General features: G+C 69.5%; 17 protein-coding genes. 10 read left to right on the forward strand and 7 right to left on the reverse strand.

The window, feature by feature from the left end:
- Positions 1-27: 27 nt before the first annotated feature.
- A complete protein-coding gene (locus tag H8838_RS08640) occupies positions 28-1,491 on the forward strand; it encodes a glutamate-cysteine ligase family protein (protein ID WP_185994858.1) in 1,464 nt (487 codons plus the stop codon).
- Positions 1,492-1,535: 44 nt separating this feature from the next.
- On the opposite strand, the gene H8838_RS08645 is transcribed toward H8838_RS08640, so the two are convergent.
- A complete protein-coding gene (locus tag H8838_RS08645) occupies positions 1,536-2,030 on the reverse strand; it encodes a hypothetical protein (protein ID WP_185994857.1) in 495 nt (164 codons plus the stop codon).
- 144 nt (positions 2,031-2,174) lie between these two features.
- Here H8838_RS08645 and H8838_RS08650 point away from each other — a divergent pair, with 144 nt between their 5' ends.
- From H8838_RS08650 to H8838_RS08670, 5 genes are all read left to right on the forward strand, one after another.
- On the forward strand, positions 2,175-2,573 hold the full coding sequence (locus tag H8838_RS08650) for a universal stress protein (protein WP_181310706.1): 399 nt from the start codon (positions 2,175-2,177) through the stop codon (positions 2,571-2,573).
- 58 nt (positions 2,574-2,631) lie between these two features.
- Positions 2,632-3,201, forward strand: a complete 570-nt coding sequence (locus tag H8838_RS08655) for an HhH-GPD-type base excision DNA repair protein (RefSeq protein ID WP_181310707.1) — start codon at positions 2,632-2,634, stop codon at positions 3,199-3,201.
- A gap of 188 nt (positions 3,202-3,389) precedes the next feature.
- Positions 3,390-4,790 carry an RNA polymerase sigma factor gene (locus tag H8838_RS08660; RefSeq protein ID WP_397182170.1) on the forward strand — a complete coding sequence of 467 codons (1,401 nt, stop codon included), beginning with the start codon at positions 3,390-3,392 and terminating at the stop codon, positions 4,788-4,790.
- A 116-nt stretch (positions 4,791-4,906) separates the two neighbouring features.
- Positions 4,907-5,815 (forward strand): tyrosine-type recombinase/integrase, encoded by a 909-nt coding sequence (locus tag H8838_RS08665; RefSeq protein WP_185994855.1) that lies wholly within the window; start codon positions 4,907-4,909, stop codon positions 5,813-5,815.
- Between the two features lie 669 nt (positions 5,816-6,484).
- The gene (locus H8838_RS08670; protein ID WP_185994854.1) at positions 6,485-7,861 is read left to right on the forward strand and encodes an ArsR family transcriptional regulator; all 1,377 of its coding nucleotides are present in this window, start codon (positions 6,485-6,487) and stop codon (positions 7,859-7,861) included.
- Between the two features lie 461 nt (positions 7,862-8,322).
- Here H8838_RS08670 and H8838_RS08675 read toward each other — a convergent pair whose 3' ends face one another.
- Complete coding sequence (locus H8838_RS08675; RefSeq protein WP_185994853.1) at positions 8,323-9,513, reverse strand: hypothetical protein; 1,191 nt, start codon at positions 9,511-9,513, stop codon at positions 8,323-8,325.
- A gap of 332 nt (positions 9,514-9,845) precedes the next feature.
- On the opposite strand from H8838_RS08675, the gene H8838_RS08680 reads away from it, so the two are divergent.
- The 3 genes from H8838_RS08680 (at position 9,846) to H8838_RS08690 (ending at position 13,184) form a co-directional block, all read left to right on the forward strand.
- Positions 9,846-10,943: a phage major capsid protein gene (locus H8838_RS08680; protein ID WP_185994852.1), complete on the forward strand. Its 1,098-nt coding sequence runs from the start codon at positions 9,846-9,848 to the stop codon at positions 10,941-10,943.
- A gap of 271 nt (positions 10,944-11,214) precedes the next feature.
- On the forward strand, positions 11,215-11,778 hold the full coding sequence (locus tag H8838_RS08685; RefSeq protein WP_185994851.1) for a hypothetical protein: 564 nt from the start codon (positions 11,215-11,217) through the stop codon (positions 11,776-11,778).
- Between the two features lie 170 nt (positions 11,779-11,948).
- Entirely contained in the window at positions 11,949-13,184 is a 1,236-nt protein-coding gene (locus tag H8838_RS08690) for an SGNH/GDSL hydrolase family protein (protein WP_185994850.1), read from the forward strand.
- A gap of 24 nt (positions 13,185-13,208) precedes the next feature.
- Here H8838_RS08690 and H8838_RS08695 read toward each other — a convergent pair whose 3' ends face one another.
- Together H8838_RS08695 and H8838_RS08700 are read right to left on the reverse strand one after the other, a co-directional pair.
- Positions 13,209-13,700, reverse strand: a complete 492-nt coding sequence (locus tag H8838_RS08695; protein ID WP_181310709.1) for a DUF456 domain-containing protein — start codon at positions 13,698-13,700, stop codon at positions 13,209-13,211.
- 109 nt (positions 13,701-13,809) lie between these two features.
- On the reverse strand, positions 13,810-14,052 hold the full coding sequence (locus H8838_RS08700) for a DUF7455 domain-containing protein (RefSeq protein WP_373562881.1): 243 nt from the start codon (positions 14,050-14,052) through the stop codon (positions 13,810-13,812).
- Positions 14,053-14,244: 192 nt separating this feature from the next.
- Between H8838_RS08700 and H8838_RS08705 the strand changes: the two genes are divergently transcribed.
- Positions 14,245-16,317, forward strand: coding sequence for a DNA gyrase/topoisomerase IV subunit B (locus H8838_RS08705; RefSeq protein WP_224766485.1), 2,073 nt, complete (start codon positions 14,245-14,247; stop codon positions 16,315-16,317).
- Between the two features lie 14 nt (positions 16,318-16,331).
- Here H8838_RS08705 and H8838_RS08710 read toward each other — a convergent pair whose 3' ends face one another.
- Genes H8838_RS08710 through H8838_RS08720 form a run of 3 tightly spaced genes read right to left on the reverse strand, consistent with a single transcriptional unit; the run spans position 16,332 to position 19,340 of the window.
- Positions 16,332-16,826 (reverse strand): beta-class carbonic anhydrase, encoded by a 495-nt coding sequence (locus H8838_RS08710; RefSeq protein ID WP_185994848.1) that lies wholly within the window; start codon positions 16,824-16,826, stop codon positions 16,332-16,334.
- Complete coding sequence (locus H8838_RS08715) at positions 16,819-18,615, reverse strand: MFS transporter (protein ID WP_181310713.1); 1,797 nt, start codon at positions 18,613-18,615, stop codon at positions 16,819-16,821. The genes H8838_RS08710 and H8838_RS08715 overlap by 8 nt, the downstream gene beginning before the upstream one ends.
- Entirely contained in the window at positions 18,612-19,340 is a 729-nt protein-coding gene (locus H8838_RS08720; RefSeq protein WP_181310714.1) for an LppX_LprAFG lipoprotein, read from the reverse strand. The genes H8838_RS08715 and H8838_RS08720 overlap by 4 nt, the downstream gene beginning before the upstream one ends.
- Between the last annotated feature and the right edge of the window lie 16 nt (positions 19,341-19,356).

The following is a 19,356-nucleotide window of genomic DNA, read 5'->3' on the forward strand; positions in this document are numbered from 1 at the left end:
ACGGGTCCACGTGGCTATCGTGTGCCCATGGGAGAAGAGGTGGAGGCACAGGAGTTCTCTCGGGCGGACCGCACGCGGCACCGGGAGAAGGTCCGGCGAGGACTCGACGTCTTCGCCCGGATGCTGCGCGAGTCGCGGTTCGACACCGACGACCCGATGACCGGCCTCGAGGTCGAGTTCAACCTGATCGACGCCGAGGGTGACCCGGCGCTGCGGAGCATGGAGGCGCTCGCCGCCATCGCCGACCCCGCGTTCCAGACCGAGCTCGGCCAGTTCAACGTGGAGATCAACTGCCAGCCCGCCCGGCTGCGCGAGCGTGGGCTGGAGGCCTTCGAGACCGGGTTGCGCAACAGCCTCAACGACGCCGAGGGCAAGTCCTCGACGGTGGGCGCGCACCTGGTGATGATCGGGATCCTGCCCACCCTGACCGACGCGCACATGACGCCGGAGTCGCTCAGCCCGAACCCGCGCTACCACCTGCTCAGCGAGCAGATCCTCGACGCGCGCGGGGAGGACATCACCGTCGAGATCTCCGGGGTCGAGCAGCTGGAGAGCACCACGGACTCGATCGTCCCCGAGGCGGCGTGCACCAGCACCCAGCTGCACGTCCAGACCTCGCCCGACGAGTTCGCCGCGTACTGGAACGCCAGCCAGGTGATCGCGGGCGTGCAGCTCGCGGTGGGGGCCAACTCGCCGTACCTGCTGGGGCGCGAGCTGTGGCGCGAGACCCGGATCCCGCTGTTCGAGCAGGCCACCGACACCCGCAGCGAGGAGCTCAAGGCCCAGGGGGTCCGCCCGCGTGTCTGGTTCGGCGAGCGCTGGATCACCTCCGTCTTCGACCTCTTCGAGGAGAACGTCCGGTACTTCCCGGCCCTGCTGCCGGTGACCGAGGACGAGGACCCGCTGCAGGTGCTCGAGGACGGCGGCACCCCCTCGTTGCACGAGCTCCGGCTGCACAACGGGACGATCTACCGCTGGAACCGGCCGGTCTACGACGTGACGCCCGAGGGGCCGCACCTGCGCGTGGAGAACCGGCTGCTGGCCGCCGGCCCCACGGTGGCGGACACGATCGCCAACGCCGCGTTCTACTTCGGCCTGGTCCGGGCGCTGGCCACCGACGACCGGCCGCTGTGGTCCCAGATGTCGTTCAGCGCTGCGGAGGAGAACTTCTACGTCGCGGCCCGGCACGGCATCTCCGCCCAGGTCTACTGGCCGGGGCTGGGACAGGTGAGCGCCTCGGAGCTGGTGCTGCGCCGGTTGCTGCCGCTCGCAGACCAGGGCCTGGCCGAGAGCGGGGTGGAGCGGGCCGAGCGGGACCGCTTCCTGGGGATGATCGAGCAGCGGTGCCTGAAGCGCACGAACGGCGCCGAGTGGTTCGTCACCCAGGTGCGCGCGCGCGGGGAGCGGAACCGGGAGGACGCGCTGCGGTCCACCCTGCTGGAGTACGTCGAGCGGATGCACAGCAACGAGCCGGTGCACACCTGGTCCTGAGGGTGTCGCCGCCCGCCCGCCCGCCCGACCGGAGCAGGTGACGGTCAGCGCTGGCGCAGTCTGCGCCAGCGTCGCTCCGCCCCGCTGGGGTGGTGGCGCCACCCGTGCCGGGTGAGCACCGCGAACGAGGGGGCCAGGCCCACCTCCTGCCACGCCGCCACGGCGGCGGCCTGCCACCGGAGGTCGGACGAGGTGGGTTCGAGGTCGCCCGAGCGGGTCAGCCACAGCATCGGTGCCTCGACCTTCGGCACGACGCGGTGGGCCAGGGCGACGGCAGCCTCGAGCCGGGTGTCGTGGTCCAGGCGATGCTCCTCGGGCTGGAAGCTGCACACAGCCCCCGGCTCCTCCGCGCCCGGGAGGCCGGCCCACACGACCGGGGCCAGGCGCCCGCGCGGGGACGCCTGCTTGAGGGCGAGCACCGCGCGGCGCAGCCCTTGCTCGACCTCGGACGAGGGCGCGGACGAGGAGACGCGCGGAGGAGCAGCCGCCGGCACGGACGGGGGAGGCAGCGGGTGCGGGCAGGGCGCTTGCGGTGGCACCCGACCAGACTGCCGCAGCCGTCGCCGCGCCCGGCGCGACCGTCCACAGGCTGCCCAAGCGGGCAGGCATTGGGTACGGTGCCACCTGGAAGGGCGCCGGACGGCGTTCGGGGCAAGCCCGGAAGGGCGGAGGGAGACACACTGATGGCAACCGTGGTCGTGGGTTACGTCGCCAAGCCGGAGGGGGACGCGGCTCTGGCCAAGGCCATCGAGGAGGCGAAGCTCCGCGGAGCGAAGCTCGTCGTGGTCAACTCCCACCGGGGCGGCGCCGAGTACGACGGGGAGGCTGCCCTGCGCACCAGCCGCGAGATCGGATCGGTCCAGGCGCGCCTCGACGAGTCGGGTGTCGAGTACGACGTGCGCCAGATGGTTCGCGGTTTCGAGCCGTCGGAGGACCTGATCAGCCTCGCCGAGGCCAACGACGCGGACCTGATCGTGATCGGGCTGCGCAAGCGGACCCCCGTCGGCAAGCTGATCCTGGGCAGCAACGCGCAGCGGATCCTGCTGGACGCGCCCTGCCCCGTGATGGCGGTCAAGGCCTGAACCGCACACCTGCCCGGGTCGCCACCGCGACCTGAGCGGGCTGCGCGATGATGTGTCCATGGGATTCCACATCGCCAACGAGCCGCAGGCCGACAGCGTGCTGGACGAGCACCCCTTCGCGGTGCTCGTCGGGATGGCCTTGGACCAGCAGTACGGGATGGAGCACGCCTTCCGCGGCGGTGCGAAGCTGCTGGACCGGCTCGGTGACCTCGACCCGGCCCGGATCGCGGCGATGGACCCCGAGGAGTTCAAGGCGATCTGCGCCCAGACCCCGGCGATCCACCGGTTCCCGGGCTCGATGGCCGGAAAGCTGCAGGGCATCGCGGTCATCGTGGAGGAGCAGTACGGCGGAGACGTCACCCGCTTGTGGAACGAGGCGGAGGACGGCAAGGACCTGCTCAAGCGGGTGATGGCCCTGCCCGGCTTCGGCAAGCAGAAGGCGCAGATCTTCGTGGCGCTCCTCGCCAAGCAGATGGGCGTGCGCCCCTCGGGGTGGCAGGACGTGGCCGGCGACTACGCCTTGGAGGGCTATCGCTCGGTCGCCGACGTGGTCGACGCCGACAGCCTGCTGAAGGTGCGTGAGTACAAGCAGGCCGCCAAGGCTGCCGCGAAGGCCGGCAAGGGCTGATGACCGGTCCTGGGCGACGTGTCGCAGTGGCCCGCGCCGGGCCCGAGTCCGGGGGATGGCACGAGCTTCACCAGGGCCGTGGCAGAATGTGACTCGCGGCCTTGACGTAACCGGGCCTTGCCGCGCCCCTTTTTCAGTGACGAGAGGTGTTCGTGTCTTCGAACGCACGCAAGCTGCTCCCCGCCGAGGTGCTGTCGCACCCCGCAGTCGTCTCCCTCATCGACTCCGGGTCGACGAGTGGAACGGTGACTCCTGACCAGGTCCGGCAGGCCAGCGACGCGGCCTCCGTCGAGCCACGCCACCTCAAGGCCCTGCTGACCCATCTGAGCGCCCAGGGCATCACGGTGGACATCAGTGCGGCTCCGGTCTCCCGCGCAGCAGCGGCGGGCTCCCCGCGCAAGGCCACGACCGCCCGCGCGGCCAAGAAGGCCACCGGCGAGCCCGCGGCCAAGAAGGCAGCGGCTCCCGCGAAGAAGGCCGCGGCGAAGAAGGCGGTCCCCTCCGTCGAGGCCGCCCTGGGCCCGGACGGCAAGAAGATCCTGCCGGACATCCCCGACGAGCAGTTCGAGAAGGACGTCGCGGTCGATCCCACGATCAAGGAGGACGAGAAGGAGGCCACCTTCGTCGTCTCCTCCGCCGACGACACCGACGAGCCCGAGCAGCAGGTCATGGTCGCCGGCGCGACCGCCGACCCGGTCAAGGACTACCTCAAGCAGATCGGCAAGGTCCCCCTCCTCAACGCGGAGATGGAGGTCGAGCTGGCCAAGCGCATCGAGGCCGGCCTCTTCTCCGAGGAGAAGCTCGCCAAGGGCGGGAAGCTCAGCGCCAAGACGCAGGAGGAGTACGAGTGGATCGCGGAGGACGGTAAGCGCGCCAAGAACCACCTGCTGGAGGCCAACCTCCGCCTCGTCGTCTCGCTGGCCAAGCGCTACACGGGCCGCGGCATGCTCTTCCTGGACCTGATCCAGGAGGGCAACCTCGGTCTCATCCGTGCGGTCGAGAAGTTCGACTACACCAAGGGCTACAAGTTCTCCACCTACGCCACCTGGTGGATCCGCCAGGCGATCACCCGGGCGATGGCCGACCAGGCCCGCACGATCCGCATCCCCGTGCACATGGTCGAGGTCATCAACAAGCTCGCCCGGGTGCAGCGCCAGATGCTCCAGGACCTGGGCCGCGAGCCCACGCCGGAGGAGCTGGCCAAGGAGCTCGACATGACCCCGGAGAAGGTCATCGAGGTCCAGAAGTACGGGCGCGAGCCGATCTCGCTGCACACGCCCCTGGGTGAGGACGGCGACTCGGAGTTCGGCGACCTGATCGAGGACTCCGAGGCCATCGTGCCCGCGGACGCGGTCTCGTTCACCCTGCTGCAGGAGCAGCTGCACGCCGTGCTCGACACGCTCTCCGAGCGCGAGGCGGGCGTGGTGAGCATGCGGTTCGGTCTCACCGACGGTCAGCCGAAGACGCTCGACGAGATCGGCAAGGTCTACGGTGTCACGCGTGAGCGGATCCGGCAGATCGAGTCGAAGACCATGTCGAAGCTGCGGCACCCCAGCCGCTCGCAGGTCCTGCGCGACTACCTGGACTGAGAGTGTGCCTGCTCGTCAGGTGAAACCGCAGGTCAGAGGCGGTTTTACCTGACGAGGAGTGAGATTCTGTCGCCGCACAGCGCTCCTAGTCCAGATATTGAAGGTAGGTTCGGGGCATGCCCCCGAGCCCCAAGCGCCTCGACTTGCCCAGCCTGCTCTCCTCCTGGGAGGTGGGCCTACGCGCTGAGCGCAAGTCCCCACAGACGGTGAAGTCCTACACCACCGGGGTGACGCAGTACCTCGCCTACTGCGCCGCGCACGGGCGTCCCGCCGTGCTGGACCGCCGCACGTTGGCGCTGTTCGTTGACGACCTGCTCTCGAAGGGGTTGCAGGCGTCAACCGCTACCTCACGCCAACTGGGCGTGCGCCGCTTCTCCGCTTGGCTGGTGGAAGAAGGGGAGCTGGACGCTGACCCGCTTCTGGGCGTCAAGTCTCCCAAGATCGATACCAAGGTCATCGAGCCTCTCGTCGAGGAGCAGATCAAGGCGCTGATTAAGGCGTGCGCGGGTAAGGACCTCCGGGAGCGTCGCGACGAGGCCATCGTCCGGTTCATGGCGGAGACGGGTGCGCGAGCGGGGGAGGTCGTGGGGCTCGCGGTTCATGACGTGGACGTGAGGAACGGCACCGCCATCATCCGACGAGGGAAGGGGGGTAAGGGCCGGACCGTCCCGTTCGGGCCTCAGACGGGACTCGCGCTGGATCGCTATCTTCGGACGAGACGTGGGCACTCGTTGTCCGATCGTACGGACGCGCTGTGGCTGGGGGACCGTGGCAAAGGCTTCTCGTATGACGCCCTGCACAAGTCCTTGGCACACCGTGCCGCGCTGGCTGGGATTGAGGGCTTTCGTCCTCACCTCCTGCGCCACACCGCGGCGCATCGATGGCTCGCCGCCGGGGGATCCGAAGGTGGCCTCATGGCGGTTGCTGGGTGGACCCGGCCAGACATGCTGCTGCGCTACACCAAGGCCCAAGCGTCAGCACGTGCTGCCCAGGAGGCCCGGGCCCTCGGCCTCGGGGACTTCTGAGTCGTTCGACGGCTCGGACCCGTCAAGGCCCGGTAGATACCGGGTCTTAGCGTGGTTTCCGTACCACGTGTTACCACCCGGATACACGTGGACTCCATCAGAACGGCAAGGGGCTGCGCTGTGCCCCGGTGAGCCGCATAACGCCCGTAGGATGTCCTTACGCAGAACCACCACTCCCGCTGGCGGACCCGACCAAGGGGTGGTGAACACCTGGCGCAGCCGGGTGTACTGACAGACAGCTTGCGCTGATGCCTTGCACAATCGCGCTGACGACCGGATTCGGGTGGGTCGCTTCCAGCGGATGTGTGCACGTTAACCACACACGTGCGAGGTATCCGTCATGCCCCCAACCCCCGCGAGCGAGAGGGCTATCGCTGCCCGTGCCGCCGCCGAGATGTCCTGGGCCAACACCAGCGACAGGTCCCGACGCACGGCACCGGCCCGTGCCGCCCTGTGGCAGAAGTTCCTCGATGAGGTGGACGGCGATCAGATTCGCGCCCGACACCTGTGGAAGGCCCACTTCGCCAGCTTGGCGTTGAAGTCCGCCCAGGCCCGTCGCCGTGCCCGTGAGGCAACCGCTGTCTCTCAGGCCACCGAGGCCGAGCTGCGCGCCCTCGGCGACGGGAACGCGAGCACGGGCCAATGAACTCCCCCTGTGAGGCACGTCCGATGAGATCGCTGCGTCAGGTGGGCGGGGACGATCGCGCCCATGACCCCGAGCCCGTAACCCTCGGCCATGCACATCAGGTCTTCACTCGGTGGCTTGGTGCGGACTACGACCTTGACGTGCTAGACGCCGTACTGGCCTGCGCTGCTGTGGAACGGCTCGGCGGCGACCCCGCGTGGCTGCTCGTCGTGTCTGGTTCGGGTGCTGCGAAGACCGAGACGGTGGCACCGCTGGCCCTCGCTGGTGCCCACGTCACCTCCACCATCAGCAGCGAGGGCGCGTTGTTGTCGGGCACCAGCAAGAAGGAGCGGACGGCCACCGCGACCGGGGGCTTGCTGCGCAAGATCGGCCCTAGTGGCGTGCTCGTCATCAAGGACGTCACCAGCATCCTGTCCATGAACCGGGACGCTCGTGGTGCGGTGCTGGCGGCGCTCCGCGAGGTGTACGACGGCAAGTGGGAACGCAACCTTGGCTCCGATGGGGGGCAGTCACTGGCATGGCTTGGCCGCCTCGTGGTCATCGGTGCCGTAACCACGGCCTGGGACCGCGCCCACGAAGTCGTTTCGTCCATGGGTGACCGTTTCGTGTTGATCCGGCTCGACTCCTCCAAGGGCAGAGTGGCGTCCGGTCGGCAGGCCATCGCCAACACCGGCGATGAGGAAAGGATGCGACTGCAACTGGGCCAGGCCGTTGCCGGGGTGCTAGCTGGGGTGGACACCACCGTCGACCTGGCTCCCACCTCCGAGGAGGCCACCCTGATCCTGGCGTTGGCCAACGTGGTGACCTTGGCGAGGACCGGCGTTGAGCATGACTACCGAGGCGACGTGGTTGACGCCCACGCTCCGGAGATGCCTACGAGGTTCGCCAAGCAGCTCACGCAGGTGCTGCGCGGTGGCATCGCCCTGGGCATCGACAGGGGGCACATGCTGAAGATTGTGGCCCGTTGCGCAGCCGACTCGATGCCGCCGTTGCGGCTAGCCGTGCTCGTGGACCTACACGCCAACCCCGGCTCGACAACGCAGGAGGTGCGGAGGCGGATCGACAAGCCCCGGGCCACGGTGGACCGCACGTTGCAGGCGCTCCACATGCTCGGGCTGGCCACCCTGCAGGAGTTGGAGCAGGGGCCGACGCGGACTGTGTGGCGGTACTCCTTGGCGCGAGACGTGGACATCGACGCGCTTACGCGCTTGACGATGTCCCAGAAATGTCAGGAGGAGGACACACCTCTTTCACACACAAACAGCACGTGTAGTGACAAATCTGGGACAACCCTTGAGGCGACGTGCACGGAGTGCACCGAGCCGCTTTGGCCCGCCCTTGCTTCGGCCGGCGACACCACCCACCCCAACTGCGGGTGGGAGGCCACCCATGCCCCGTAGGAACTGGAACCGCAACCGAGTCCGATGCCGCCCCGGGCCCCGTTCCACCTCGTCCCACGCATCCGTGGAACAACAACACTTGGCAGCCAGCCCAAGCCGAGCCCAGGCAAGGAAGCCCCGTCGTGGCTGACCACGACTACACCCCACAGCTACCTCAACGCCCTAGAAACCGCGTGGCTCACAGCCGACAGCACCGTGCTGCCGTGCCCTCATTGCGCCGTCACCACGAGCATGCTGCCCATGACCGGCACAGCTTGGGGCCTCGACGTGCACCACGCGGACCACTGCCCGAGTAACGAAGACAACCGACCGGGCTATGCAGACCCTTCACCTAGGAACGGCGAGTCGCCCGATCGGCGGTGGAACGGAGGTCCGAAGTGAACGTGGATCCGTTCCCGGCACGAGATGCTGGAGCGCACGACGGAGGGGCGTTGGCGTCACGGGAGACCTCGACGTGCGGGTCAGTCTCCCGGGAGCGACCCGTACCCCCCTTGGCACCCGCCCCCATCGCGCGCCCGTGATGGTGATCCAGCCTTCTCCGCCAGTCGAATCATGGAGAGACACGCATCCGCTGTTTGTAGCGGGCCGCGTTTCGCCGCGTTGCCTAGTTCTTCCAGCCTTGTCACGACCATTTCGTCACTGAGTCCCGACACCCACCGGCGCATCGTGGCGGCGTCGGGCTTCGCTGGGTGCAGGAGCAACGTGTCTATTAGGTCGTCCCTACCGGTGTGGGCCTGCATGCGGATCAGGTGCCGCTGGTGAGCGGGAACCGCGCCTCCGGCACGGATAACCTCACGAGGATCCTTCGTCCCCTTGCTGAGGTCCACTTGCGGGGGCAGCGGTGGCTCGGCTTCTGCCTCACCCGTGACGAGAATGGGGATGGCAACCGTGCGCACCCAGGTGGCGAGCATTCCAACTTCCTTGGCGATGACCTTCCATTCACCTGTGTGGGGTCGCTGAATTGCTACCTGAGGCCAAATACTCAGAGGGACTTGTCTGTACTTTGGACCGGTCGCCAACACCGTTCCTACGTCCAAGGGAGCATTCTCCGCCCCCACCACGATGTCGGGATCGCCGAGCGGCCACGTGTGTACGCGGCCGAGTCTCACGGCCGCGACGGCAGGAGTGCGATGCTTGGCGAGGTTCGTGTGATGGGCAAGCACCCGCATCGGATGCTCATCAGTGTCCCTCCGGCGATACGGCTGTAGGGCACGCATCCGTCTCACGAGCTCCGAGCCATCACGAAGCGGCGGCAATTGCCTGCGTTTCTTAGCGTTCAGCCACTCGGTGAAGGCCTTGGCCGTCGTCGTCGCGGGCATTTCGATTCGCGGGGCCTCATCGGGCGTCAGATCCCGACCGAGCGCGAATTGGACCTCGGCGTAGAGAGCATGTTCGACGGCTGCCCGCAACTGTGTCAGAACGTCCGCCGCATACCGGCTCACAGCGGGTGGCAGTGGCGCGATATCCGCGACAGTGACGTGGCACAGGTCCTGCTCGAACACGCTGGAGAGCGTCAAGGGCCCCGGCGGTTGCAGGTATTGGTAGAGCACGTCGCACATTGCCTCGGCGAGGGCATCCGCATGCGCCAGCGTGAAAGCGACGTGCAGTTGATGGTCGGGGAGCCAGGCAGGTCCCGAGAGATGCGTAACCACATGGGCAGGCTACGGCCCAACACGGATTGCCACCGTGAAGTCCGGTGCATACCGGATCTTGATCGACCAAGGCCAGAAGCCCGATCATGGTCTTGTCGCCCAGGACCGTCACCAATGCCAAGACCGAGGAGCCCGTCAGGGCCAAGGTCGAGGAGCTGAGGTGGGCAAGGCGACCGACGTTCCACCCGAAGGCCATGCACCACGGGCACCCGCCCGTGTGTGAGCCGCCCTAGGCCAGCCCTGCCCCTCAGCGGTTCGCAGGGTCCGTCCCGGTGGATGTTGCTCCCCTTCGAGCACGCTGCGCTACGCGCCGTGCAGACGGAGCAATCCTGATGTCTACTTCCTCGCCGCTGCGAGAGCAGCGCGCCGCCGTACTCACCGAAGCCAAGACCATCGTCGCCAGGGCCACGAAGGCCAACCGCGACCTGACCACACACGAGGCAGACACCCTCGACGGCCTCATGGGCCGCGTCACCAACATCGATAAGCAGATCAAGGGCAAGGCCCTCGTGGACAGCGTGCTACGCCTCGGCACCGCCGAGGACGACCCTGACGCCAGGGGTGTCTTCAACGAGACTGCCAAGGCCGGGATCGTCCACGCGGTCAAGTCCCGCACCACGTATCGCACCGAGGTGGATCGCAAGGCCCTGACCTCGGGAACCCTGCTGCCGACAGTTGGCAGGGGAGTGGAGCCGGGGCTGTGGCCCAATATCTTCCCGATTGCCTCCCTGTTCCGGCAGGAGCCCGCCGCTGGCCCGACCACGCGGTACTACCGCTTCGACGGTGCCGAAGCAGACATCGTGGCCGAGGGCGCGCTGAAGCCGGACGCGGGTCTTTCCATCACGCCAGTCGATGTGGCGCTGGCCAAGATCGCGGTGCTCACCTCGTTCAGCGATGAGATGAGCGAGGACGCGCCGTACCTCGTGGCGCATCTCGCGGCGGAACTGTCCAACGCGGTGGTGACCCGTGAGAACCAGGCCATTCTCGACACGTTCAACGCCGTGTCCGGGCTACTTACTGGCACGGGCGCAGCTGGCAATGTTGTTGACCTCGTGGCCGATGCCGTGGCGGGCCAGGAGGCGATCAGCGGTGTCACGCCGTCCGCGATCATTGCCCACCCCGCCACCATTGCGACGATCCGCAAGGCAAGGGCGGACGGTTCCACGGGCGGCTACACAGTGGACCCGCTGTCGGCGTCACCCACTGCGCTGCACGGCGTCCAGCTCATCAGCACCCCAGCGACCGCTACGGGTGTTGTGTGGGTCGTCGGCGGGCAGGGCGTCGTGATCTACCGACGCGGACCCATCACGGTGGAAATCGACCACGGCAAGGACGGGTGGGAGCACAACACCCGCACCATGCGCGCGGAGCAGCGCATGGCAACCGCCGTCGTACGCCCCAGTTCGATCACGAGGCTCACGCTGACATAGGCAGCAGCGTGACGGCTGCCAAGGGGCGGTATCCGGGTGTAGGCCCCACCGCCGTCTGAACGCAGCCAACTGTCACCCGGTGCTAGCCCGCCCTGGAGGTAACGCTCCTTCAAGTCCAGGCGCAGGTGATGGGGAGTGATGCACCCCGCACCGGGTGGCAGCCAGCACCCCGGCCCCTATGAGCAGCGGCTGGGGTGCCGTCTGTTGTACGACCGGGTGCAGGATCGCAACTGGAAGCACATTCCCGGACCGCCTCCCCTAGGGTGCCTGCATGGACGCTGGCGCAGTCGGAGTGCTGACGGGAAGTATCGGCGTAGTCGGCACTCTGCTCGGCGTGGTCTTCACCCAGTGGCGTGCCGATGTGCGTGAACGGATTCGGCTCGCCGTCGAGGAGCGCCGCGAAGAGCAGCGCCTGGCTCACGACACCGAGCGCGAGCATGATGCCCGACTCTTCGATCACCGCCGCAGCGCCTACCTCGCAGTGATCGAGCAACTCCACCGCTGGAGCGCGATCGCGGTTGACGTTCGGGCAGGTGAGCGGCCCGAGCCACCTGAGGACGCAATGGAGGAGTTCTGGCGCGTCGTCAGCGAGGTTGACCTGTACGGCAGCACTGACGCCGCCCAGAAGGCGCGCGACCTCTACTACGTGCTGCGCACCCAGGTGTATGAGACACGCAACCCCGACGTCGAAGACGACGACCTGGACATAGAGGTGTCGGACTTTCAGAACGACTTCGTGGAGGCGGCTCGCGCGGATCTCGGCCTTCCAGCACGCTGGCCGAATAAGGCGAATCTGACCCTCAACGGTGAGACCATCGGCCGGATCTGGCGCTGACGCTACGAGGTGTGAGACGCCGTCGGGCCACGTTGGACTAGCACCGTGGATTAGTCCACAATATTGCGATGCACAGCGCTCAGATCTTTGCCACCCTCCACGCGGAGTCGCACAGCGCACAGTCGGCTCTAATGCGCGACTACCTGGACTGACGGCGCGCGGACGACCCGGTGATCCGCACCCGGCGGCCGTCGCGTGCGGCGCTGGTGGCCCTCACGGCCGGCCTGCTGGTGCTCGTGGGCTGCCTGGCCATGCTCTGGGAAGGGTCGTCCGGCGCCGGATCGTCCTCGGACGACGACCCGGACGCGCGTGTGCGGGAGCTGTTGCAGCCCTGGTACGCCGCGCTGCGCGACCACGAGCAGGCTCCCGTGCGCGCCGTGGTGGTCGGCGACTCCATCTCCGAGGGGGTCCTGCTGCCGAACCCGGTCTACCCCCGACGGATGGTCGGGCTGCTGGAGGACGAGCTGCGGCGTCGGCTCGACGCGCCGGAGGGCGGTGCCGGGTACTTTCCGGCGTTCTACGCCGACCCCCTCACGGCCGACGACACGGTCCGGGCCGGTACGCCTCCCCAGGAGGTCGTCTACGGCGACTGGGGCCTGGGTGGGCGTGCCCTGGTGATGCCGCAGACCTCCTCGCTGACCTATCCGGCCCAGCCCGGGCGCCGGATCCGGGTCGGCTACGGGGGCATCGAGGCGTTGGCGGGCGAGGCCGTCGTCCTGGTCGACGGCGTGGACGTCACGGCCGCGGGCCGGCTCAGCGACGGCACCCCCTCGGGGCCGACCATCAGCTCGGCCTCGACCGAGCGTCGTGCCGGCCTCTGGTGGGAGTCGGCGGACCTGGGGCCGGGCGACCATGTGGTCCAGGTGGTCAGCACCTCGCCGGCGGGGGCGTTCATCCACACCGGGGTGGAGTTCCTGGACCCCGACGGCACCTCCGGCATCCACGTCTACGACGCGGCGCACTCCGGTGCCACCGCGGAGAGCTTCGCCCGGGAGGAGATGGAGAACGGGCACTGGGCCGAGGTCGCGGCGCTGGACCCGCAGCTGGTCCTCGTCAACCTCGGGAGCAACCCGGAGCCCGCGTACCGGCAGAGCCTGGAGCGGGTGGTGCGCCTGGCCCTGGCGGCGGCACCGCACGCCGTCGTCCTCGTGGTCGACGGCTACGAGCCGGGCACCTGGGACAGTGCCGCGTGGGCAGTGGTCAAGCAGGCTCGACGCGACGCCGTGGCGCTGGATCCGGACCGGGTGGGGCTGCTCGACCTGGCCTCTCGCTGGCCGGTGCTGGCCAAGGACGGGTCCACCAACGAGGGGCTGATGCTCGAGTCGCCCGGGCCCTTGCACCTGACCGAGGCCGGGAACGCCCGGATGGCCCAGGAGCTGGCCGAGGTCCTGACGCCGCCCGAGTGATCTGCCGGCAGTGGCAGGGACGGGTCAGCCGACCCCGGTGTGCACGAGCACGGCGCCGGCCGCCCAGATCAGGGCCGCGGCGAGGGCGGCCGCGAGCTCCAGGCCGACGCTGAGCGCCACGGCGCGCAGCGCGTGGCCGGTCGAGGCCGTGGCCCGCCCCGGGCCGACGCGCCGGAGCTCGGCGAGCAGGACGCCGGCCACGAACCCCACGAGCAGGCCGACGACGGGGATGACGAAGAAGCCCACGACGCCCAGCACCCCTCCGGCCCACAGGGTGGAGGTCGGCACCCCGGCCGTGCGCAGCCGACGGCCGGGGACGGCGTACTTGGCCACCAGGCCCGCGGCGACCAGCAGGAACCCGAGCGCCAGCACGCCCCAGGCCAGGCCGGTGCCGACGTACCAGGCCCAGCCGGCGATGGCGACCAGGACCAGGACGGTGCCGGGGAGCACCGGGACGACGATCCCGACCAGCCCCACCGCGATCGCCAGGCCGGCGAGCAGCGTCGCGAGGATCACCGGAGCACGCCCTGGGAGAGCCTGGCAGCGGGGGAGTGGGCCTTGCTGCAGGCAGAGACGGACGCGGCCCCGGACCAGGTGGTCCGGGGCCGCGTGGTGCCTGAGGGGCTCAGGCCTCGGACCTCGGGGTCGCGCCGAGCTTGTGCGTCTCGTCGACAACGGTGACGGCGACCTCACGGAGCTTGTCGCCGTGCTCGCGAGCGTGGTGAGCGCAGAAGAGCAGCTCACCGCCGTTCTGGAGCTCCACCCGGAGGTAGGCCTGTGCTCCACAACGGTCGCAACGGTCCGCCGCCGTGAGGGCGGCTGTGGGGGCAACTGCAGTAGTCACATCGGCCTCATTTCTCTCCATCAGGTGTCAGGCCCAACGTACCGCCTGGGGAAAAGATTCCGTGGCAGCGGTTCGACCAGCGTCCTTCATCCAACCATGCGCCCTCCTACCCGGTTCGGGATATGCCCAACCCTCGGCGAGTGTCGGGTCTTGTCCGGCCGTGTCCAGGCGAGCCCTGCGCGGTCCGGCAGCCCGGCGCGGGTAGATTCACTCCTCGTGGCAGCACCGACGGACACCTCGTACAACGCAGCGCACCTCCTGGTCCTGGAGGGGCTCGACGCGGTGCGGAAGCGACCCGGCATGTACATCGGGTCCACCGACACCAAGGGCCTGATGCACTGCCTGTGGGAGGTGATCGACAACGGCGTCGACGAGGCGCTGGCCGGGGCTGCGTCGCGGGTAGAGGTGACCCTGCACACCGACGGCTCGGCCGAGGTGATCGACGACGGCCGCGGCATCCCCACGGACAAGGAGCCCAAGACCGGGCTCCCCGGCGTCGAGGTGGTCGCCACCAAGCTGCACGCGGGCGGCAAGTTCGGCGGCGGCTCCTACGTGGCCACCGGCGGTCTGCACGGCGTCGGGCTCTCGGTGGTCAACGCGCTCTCGGCACGCATGGACATCGACGTCGACAGGTCTCCGGCCCAGCAGGGCATCAGCTTCCGGCGCGGCACCCCCGGGGTCTTCGACTCCGAGGCGCCCGATGCCGGCTTCACCGCCCAGTCCGGACTGAGCCGCAAGGGGCGGCGCGTGGCCAAGGGGCGCAGCGGCACCCGGGTCCGGTTCTGGCCGGACCGGCAGATCTTCACCCAGGAGGCGCGCTTCGTCTTCGACGAGCTGGTCACGCGGGCCCGGCAGACCTCCTACATCGTCCCCGGCCTCGAGCTGGTCATCACCGACCTGCGGGGCGAGGAGCCGCGCACGGAGACCTTCAAGCACGACGGCGGCATCTCCGAGTTCACCGAGTTCCTGTCCTCGGGCGAGCCGGTGACCGACGTCCTGCGGCTCCAGGGGACCGGCAGCTTCAAGGAGACCGTGCCGCTGCTCGACGAGCAGGGCCACATGACCCCCCAGGAGATCGAGCGCGAGCTCGGCGTCGACGTGGCCCTGCGCTGGAGCATGGACTACGACACCACCGTGCGCTCCTACGTCAACGTGATCGCCACCCCCAAGGGCGGCACCCACGTGAGCGGCTTCGAGCAGGCGGTCACCAAGACGTTCAACGACGTGATGCGTCAGGCCAAGGTGCTCAAGGTCGGCGACCAGGACGTGATCAAGGACGACGTCCTGGAGGGCCTGACCGCCGTCGTCACGGTCCGGCTGGCCGAGCCCCAGTTCGAGGGGCAGACCAAGGAGATCCTCGGCACGCCGGCGGCGCGCTCCATCGTCCGCAAGGTGGTCTCCGCGGAGCTGAAGAAGTTCCTCACCTCCGCCAAGCGCGGGGAGAAGGCCCAGGCCAAGCTGGTCATGGAGAAGGTGGGCAACGCCTCCAAGACCCGGATCGCGGCCCGGCAGCACAAGGAGACCCAGCGCCGGAAGAACGCGCTGGAGTCCTCCGCGCTCCCGGCCAAGCTGGTGGACTGCCGCACCACCGACAACGAGCGATCCGAGCTCTTCATCGTCGAGGGCGACTCGGCGCTGGGCACGGCCAAGCTGGCCCGCGACTCCGAGTTCCAGGCGTTGCTGCCGATCCGGGGCAAGATCCTCAACGTGCAGAAGGCCTCGGTGGGCGACATGCTCAAGAACACCGAGTGCGCCGCGATCATCCAGGTGGTGGGCGCCGGCTCGGGGAGGACCTTCGACCTCGACGCCGCGCGCTACGGGCGGATCATCTTCATGGCCGACGCCGACTCCGACGGTGCGCACATCCGGTGCCTGCTGGCGACCCTGTTCTTCAAGTACATGCCGGACATGCTGACCGCGGGTCGCGTCTACACGGCGGTCCCGCCGCTGCACCGGATCGAGCTGACCAACCCCAAGAAGGGGATGGAGAAGTACGTCTACACGTACTCCGACGACGAGCTGCAGCGGAAGCTGGCGGAGCTGAAGAAGAAGAACGTGCGCTGGAAGGACCCGGTGCAGCGCTACAAGGGCCTCGGCGAGATGGACGCCGACCAGCTCGAGGAGACCACGATGGACCCCCGCCGGCGCACCCTGCGTCGGCTCACCGTCGACGACGCGGCGGACGCTGCCACGGTCTTCGAGCTGCTCATGGGCTCGGAGGTGGCACCGCGCAAGGAGTTCATCGTCCAGGGCGCCTACGAGGTCGACCTGGAGACCCTCGACGCCTGAGTCGGGGCCCTGGGTCAGTCGACCTGCTCGAGCAGCCCGCTGTCGACGTCGTAGACGAACCCGCCCACCTTGACGGTGTCCGGGATCAGCGGGTGCGAGCGGACCTTGCGCACGTCCTCGCGCAGCCGGGCCACCTGGTCGTCGATCACGCCGAAGGACTGCCAGGACGCGTCGGTGCCCGTGGCGGCGCCGATCTTCTCGCGCAGCTCGGTCTCGGTGTTGGCGGTCATCGCGCAGCGGGTGTGCGGCACCACCAGCACCCGCTCCACGCCGAGCAGGTGGACGCCGAGCACCAGCGCCTCCAGGGCCTGCGGGGTCACTCGCCCGCCCGGGTTGCGGAAGATCTTGGCGTCGCCGTGCTTGAGCCCGAGCATCGCCAGCGGGTCGATCCGGGAGTCCATGCAGGTCACGATGGCCACGCCCGCGTGTGCCTTGCCGTCGAAGCCACCCAGGGTGAACTCGTCGGCGAACGCGCGGTTGGCGGAGATCAGGTCGTCGAAGTCAGCCATGAGGGAAACCTAACGCAGTGGGGTCGGCGCTCCGCACGGAGGTTGCGGATCGGAAGAGCACCAGCGCCAGCACCGCCGCGACCAGGGCGCAGCCGGCCGCGCCGAGGAAGACGGTCTGCTCCTGGGCGATGCCCGCCTCCTTGAGCAGCAGGGTGAACTCGGGGCAGCGCGAGCTGCCGCCGCAGACCTCGCGCACCGGGGGGACGTCGCCCTGCTCGGCGTAGTAGCGGCGCAGGCCGACCGTGGTCAGCGCCGAGATGCCGACCAGCATCCCGACCATCCTGGCCACTACCACCAGGGCGCTGCTGAGCCCGTGCACACCGGCATCGGTGAAGGCCAGGACGGCGGCGTTGACCGGTGCCAGCGCGAGGCCGAAGCCGAGGCCGCCCAGGACCAGCGGAAGAGTGGCGTGCCACTGCTCGAGCGCGTCGATCCCCCAGGTGGAGAGCCAGACGAAGGCGACGGCCGCCAGCGCCATCCCGACCGCGGTGACCGGGCCCGGCCCCCAGCGGCGCAGGAGGTAGCCGCCGGCGACGGCGCCGATCGGGAGCGCGACCAGGAAGCGCACCAGCACCAGGGCGGCCAGCAGCTGGGAGTCGCCGTAGACGGTGGTGCGGGCGAAGAGCGGGATGTCGATCAGCGCGGCGATCAGCGCCGCGCCGACGAAGAAGCTCACCACCAGCGCGCCCCAGGCGGGGGTACGGCGCAGCGCGCCGCGGGGCACGATCGGGTCCTCGGCCCGGCGTACGTGCCACAGCAGGCCCAGCGCCCCGAGCAAGGCTCCCAGCAGGTACCAGAGGCCCTGGTCGGAGAAGACCTCGACCTTCGGGTCCGCGGTGGCGAAGGCCAGCACCACCCCGCCGAGCGCCACCGCGAGGAGCAGGGAGCCGATGAGGTCGGCCTCCGCGAACGCCCGGCCCCAGGCGCGCAGGTCGACCAGGGGGCGCGCCGCGGTCAGCAGCCGCAGCACCAGCAGCGCCGCCGCGACCATCGTGAGCACGCCGACCGGGGTCAGCCACCGGCTGCCGGTCACGAAGGGCACGAAGGCCTCGCCCCAGGTGACGTCGCGCAGGATCGGCGGGGGACGCAGGAACGTGAGCGTGCCCGCGGCCAGGACGAGCAGCAGCAGGGCCCCGCCCACCAGGTCGGGGCGGGGCAGCTGCTGACGGCCGCGCTCCAGCAGGACACGGGACCGCTCGTCCAGCAGCTCGGGGGAGCGGCGGGCCAGCGCGCGGATGGCGGCCGCCAGGAGCAGGCCGACGGCGGTGTTCAGGGCGAAGATCGCCCGCCAGTCGGCGAAGGCCAGCACCACCGCGCCCAGCAGGGGACCGAGCACGGAGCCGATCTCCTGGACCGCCGAGACCACGCCCAGGGGCACCCCCCGGCGCTCCTCGGGGTAGAGGTCGGCGACCAGGGCCAGGGTGGCCGGGACCAGGCCGCCGCCGCCCACCCCCTGGAGGAACCGGCCCACGACCATCGAGGGCATGTCGTAGGCCAGCGTGGTCACCAGCGAGCCCACGGCGAAGAGCACCAGCGAGAGCGCCAGCACCGGCACCCGTCCGCGCAGGTCAGCGATCCGGCCGATCAACGGGAGCATGGCGACGTAGCCGAGCAGGAACCCGGAGACGATCGGCGCGGCCCGCTGGAGCTGGTCGATGGGGATCCCGGCGCTGCCCATCATGTCGGGCAGGGCGAGGACGACCACGTAGGTGTCCGCTGCGGCGAAGGCGACCGCGGCCGCCGCGAGCCAGAGCAGCGACTTCTGCGCGCGGTCCGCCGAGCGGGTCACGGAGCGGTGATCTGCTGGGTCGTGCCGTAGTCGGTGAGGTCCACGGTGTACGTCATCTCGTCGCTGTCGGCGTAGAAGACGCCGCTGAGCTCAGCGCGCCGGAGCTCGCCGTCCTCGGTGACCAGGAACTCCACGTCGAAGCTGTCACCGGCGCTGCTGGGGATGACGTTCTCCATCACCGCGCCGTCGACCGTGCCCGCGTAGCGGGTGAGCACCTCGGCGTTGTCCACGCCGCCGCGCTCCTGCTCGACCGCCTCGGGGTCCTGGACCTCCTGGAGCAGCGTGGCGAAGCCCTGGTCCGGGCTGATCAGCAGGGCGGGGTCCGGGGCGCCGTACTCGGCCGGGTCGACGTCGGACCAGCCTGGAGTCAGCGGGATCTGCGCCCAGACGGTCCCGTCGACCGCGACCACGGGCACGGTGAAGTCGTTGCCGGCGAGCCGGACCCGGAGGTCGCCCTCGAAGGCCGGCGCGTCGGTGGCGACGCCCTCGGCGCTGGTGATCCCGGTGACCCCGTCGGGCAGGTCGTCGGTGGCCAGGCGCAGCTGGAGGCCGGAGGTCTCCAGCAGGGTGTCGCTCGCCTGGGCGAGCACCTCCTCGACGTCCTGGTCGGACAGGTCGTCCTCGGAGCTGCAGCCGGTCAGGACGCCGAGCCCCAGCAGGGCGGCACCCAGCCCCTTGGCGAGCTGGGCGCGGCGCGTCGTGGAGGTGGGGGCAGGGGTCGGCATGCGGTCAGGGTGGCAC

Source organism: Nocardioides campestrisoli, from assembly GCF_013624435.2.
GTDB lineage: Bacteria > Actinomycetota > Actinomycetes > Propionibacteriales > Nocardioidaceae > Nocardioides > Nocardioides campestrisoli.

Coding starts and splice junctions, on each gene's coding strand:
- H8838_RS08640 (WP_185994858.1), top strand. CDS start 28: ATGGGAGAAGAGGTGGAGGCACAGGAGTTCTCTCGGGCGGACCGCACG.
- H8838_RS08650 (WP_181310706.1), top strand. CDS start 2,175: ATGGCAACCGTGGTCGTGGGTTACGTCGCCAAGCCGGAGGGGGACGCG.
- H8838_RS08655 (WP_181310707.1), top strand. CDS start 2,632: ATGGGATTCCACATCGCCAACGAGCCGCAGGCCGACAGCGTGCTGGAC.
- H8838_RS08665 (WP_185994855.1), top strand. CDS start 4,907: ATGCCCCCGAGCCCCAAGCGCCTCGACTTGCCCAGCCTGCTCTCCTCC.
- H8838_RS08670 (WP_185994854.1), top strand. CDS start 6,485: ATGAGATCGCTGCGTCAGGTGGGCGGGGACGATCGCGCCCATGACCCC.
- H8838_RS08680 (WP_185994852.1), top strand. CDS start 9,846: ATGTCTACTTCCTCGCCGCTGCGAGAGCAGCGCGCCGCCGTACTCACC.
- H8838_RS08685 (WP_185994851.1), top strand. CDS start 11,215: ATGGACGCTGGCGCAGTCGGAGTGCTGACGGGAAGTATCGGCGTAGTC.
- H8838_RS08710 (WP_185994848.1), bottom strand. CDS start 16,826: ATGGCTGACTTCGACGACCTGATCTCCGCCAACCGCGCGTTCGCCGAC.
- H8838_RS08720 (WP_181310714.1), bottom strand. CDS start 19,340: ATGCCGACCCCTGCCCCCACCTCCACGACGCGCCGCGCCCAGCTCGCC.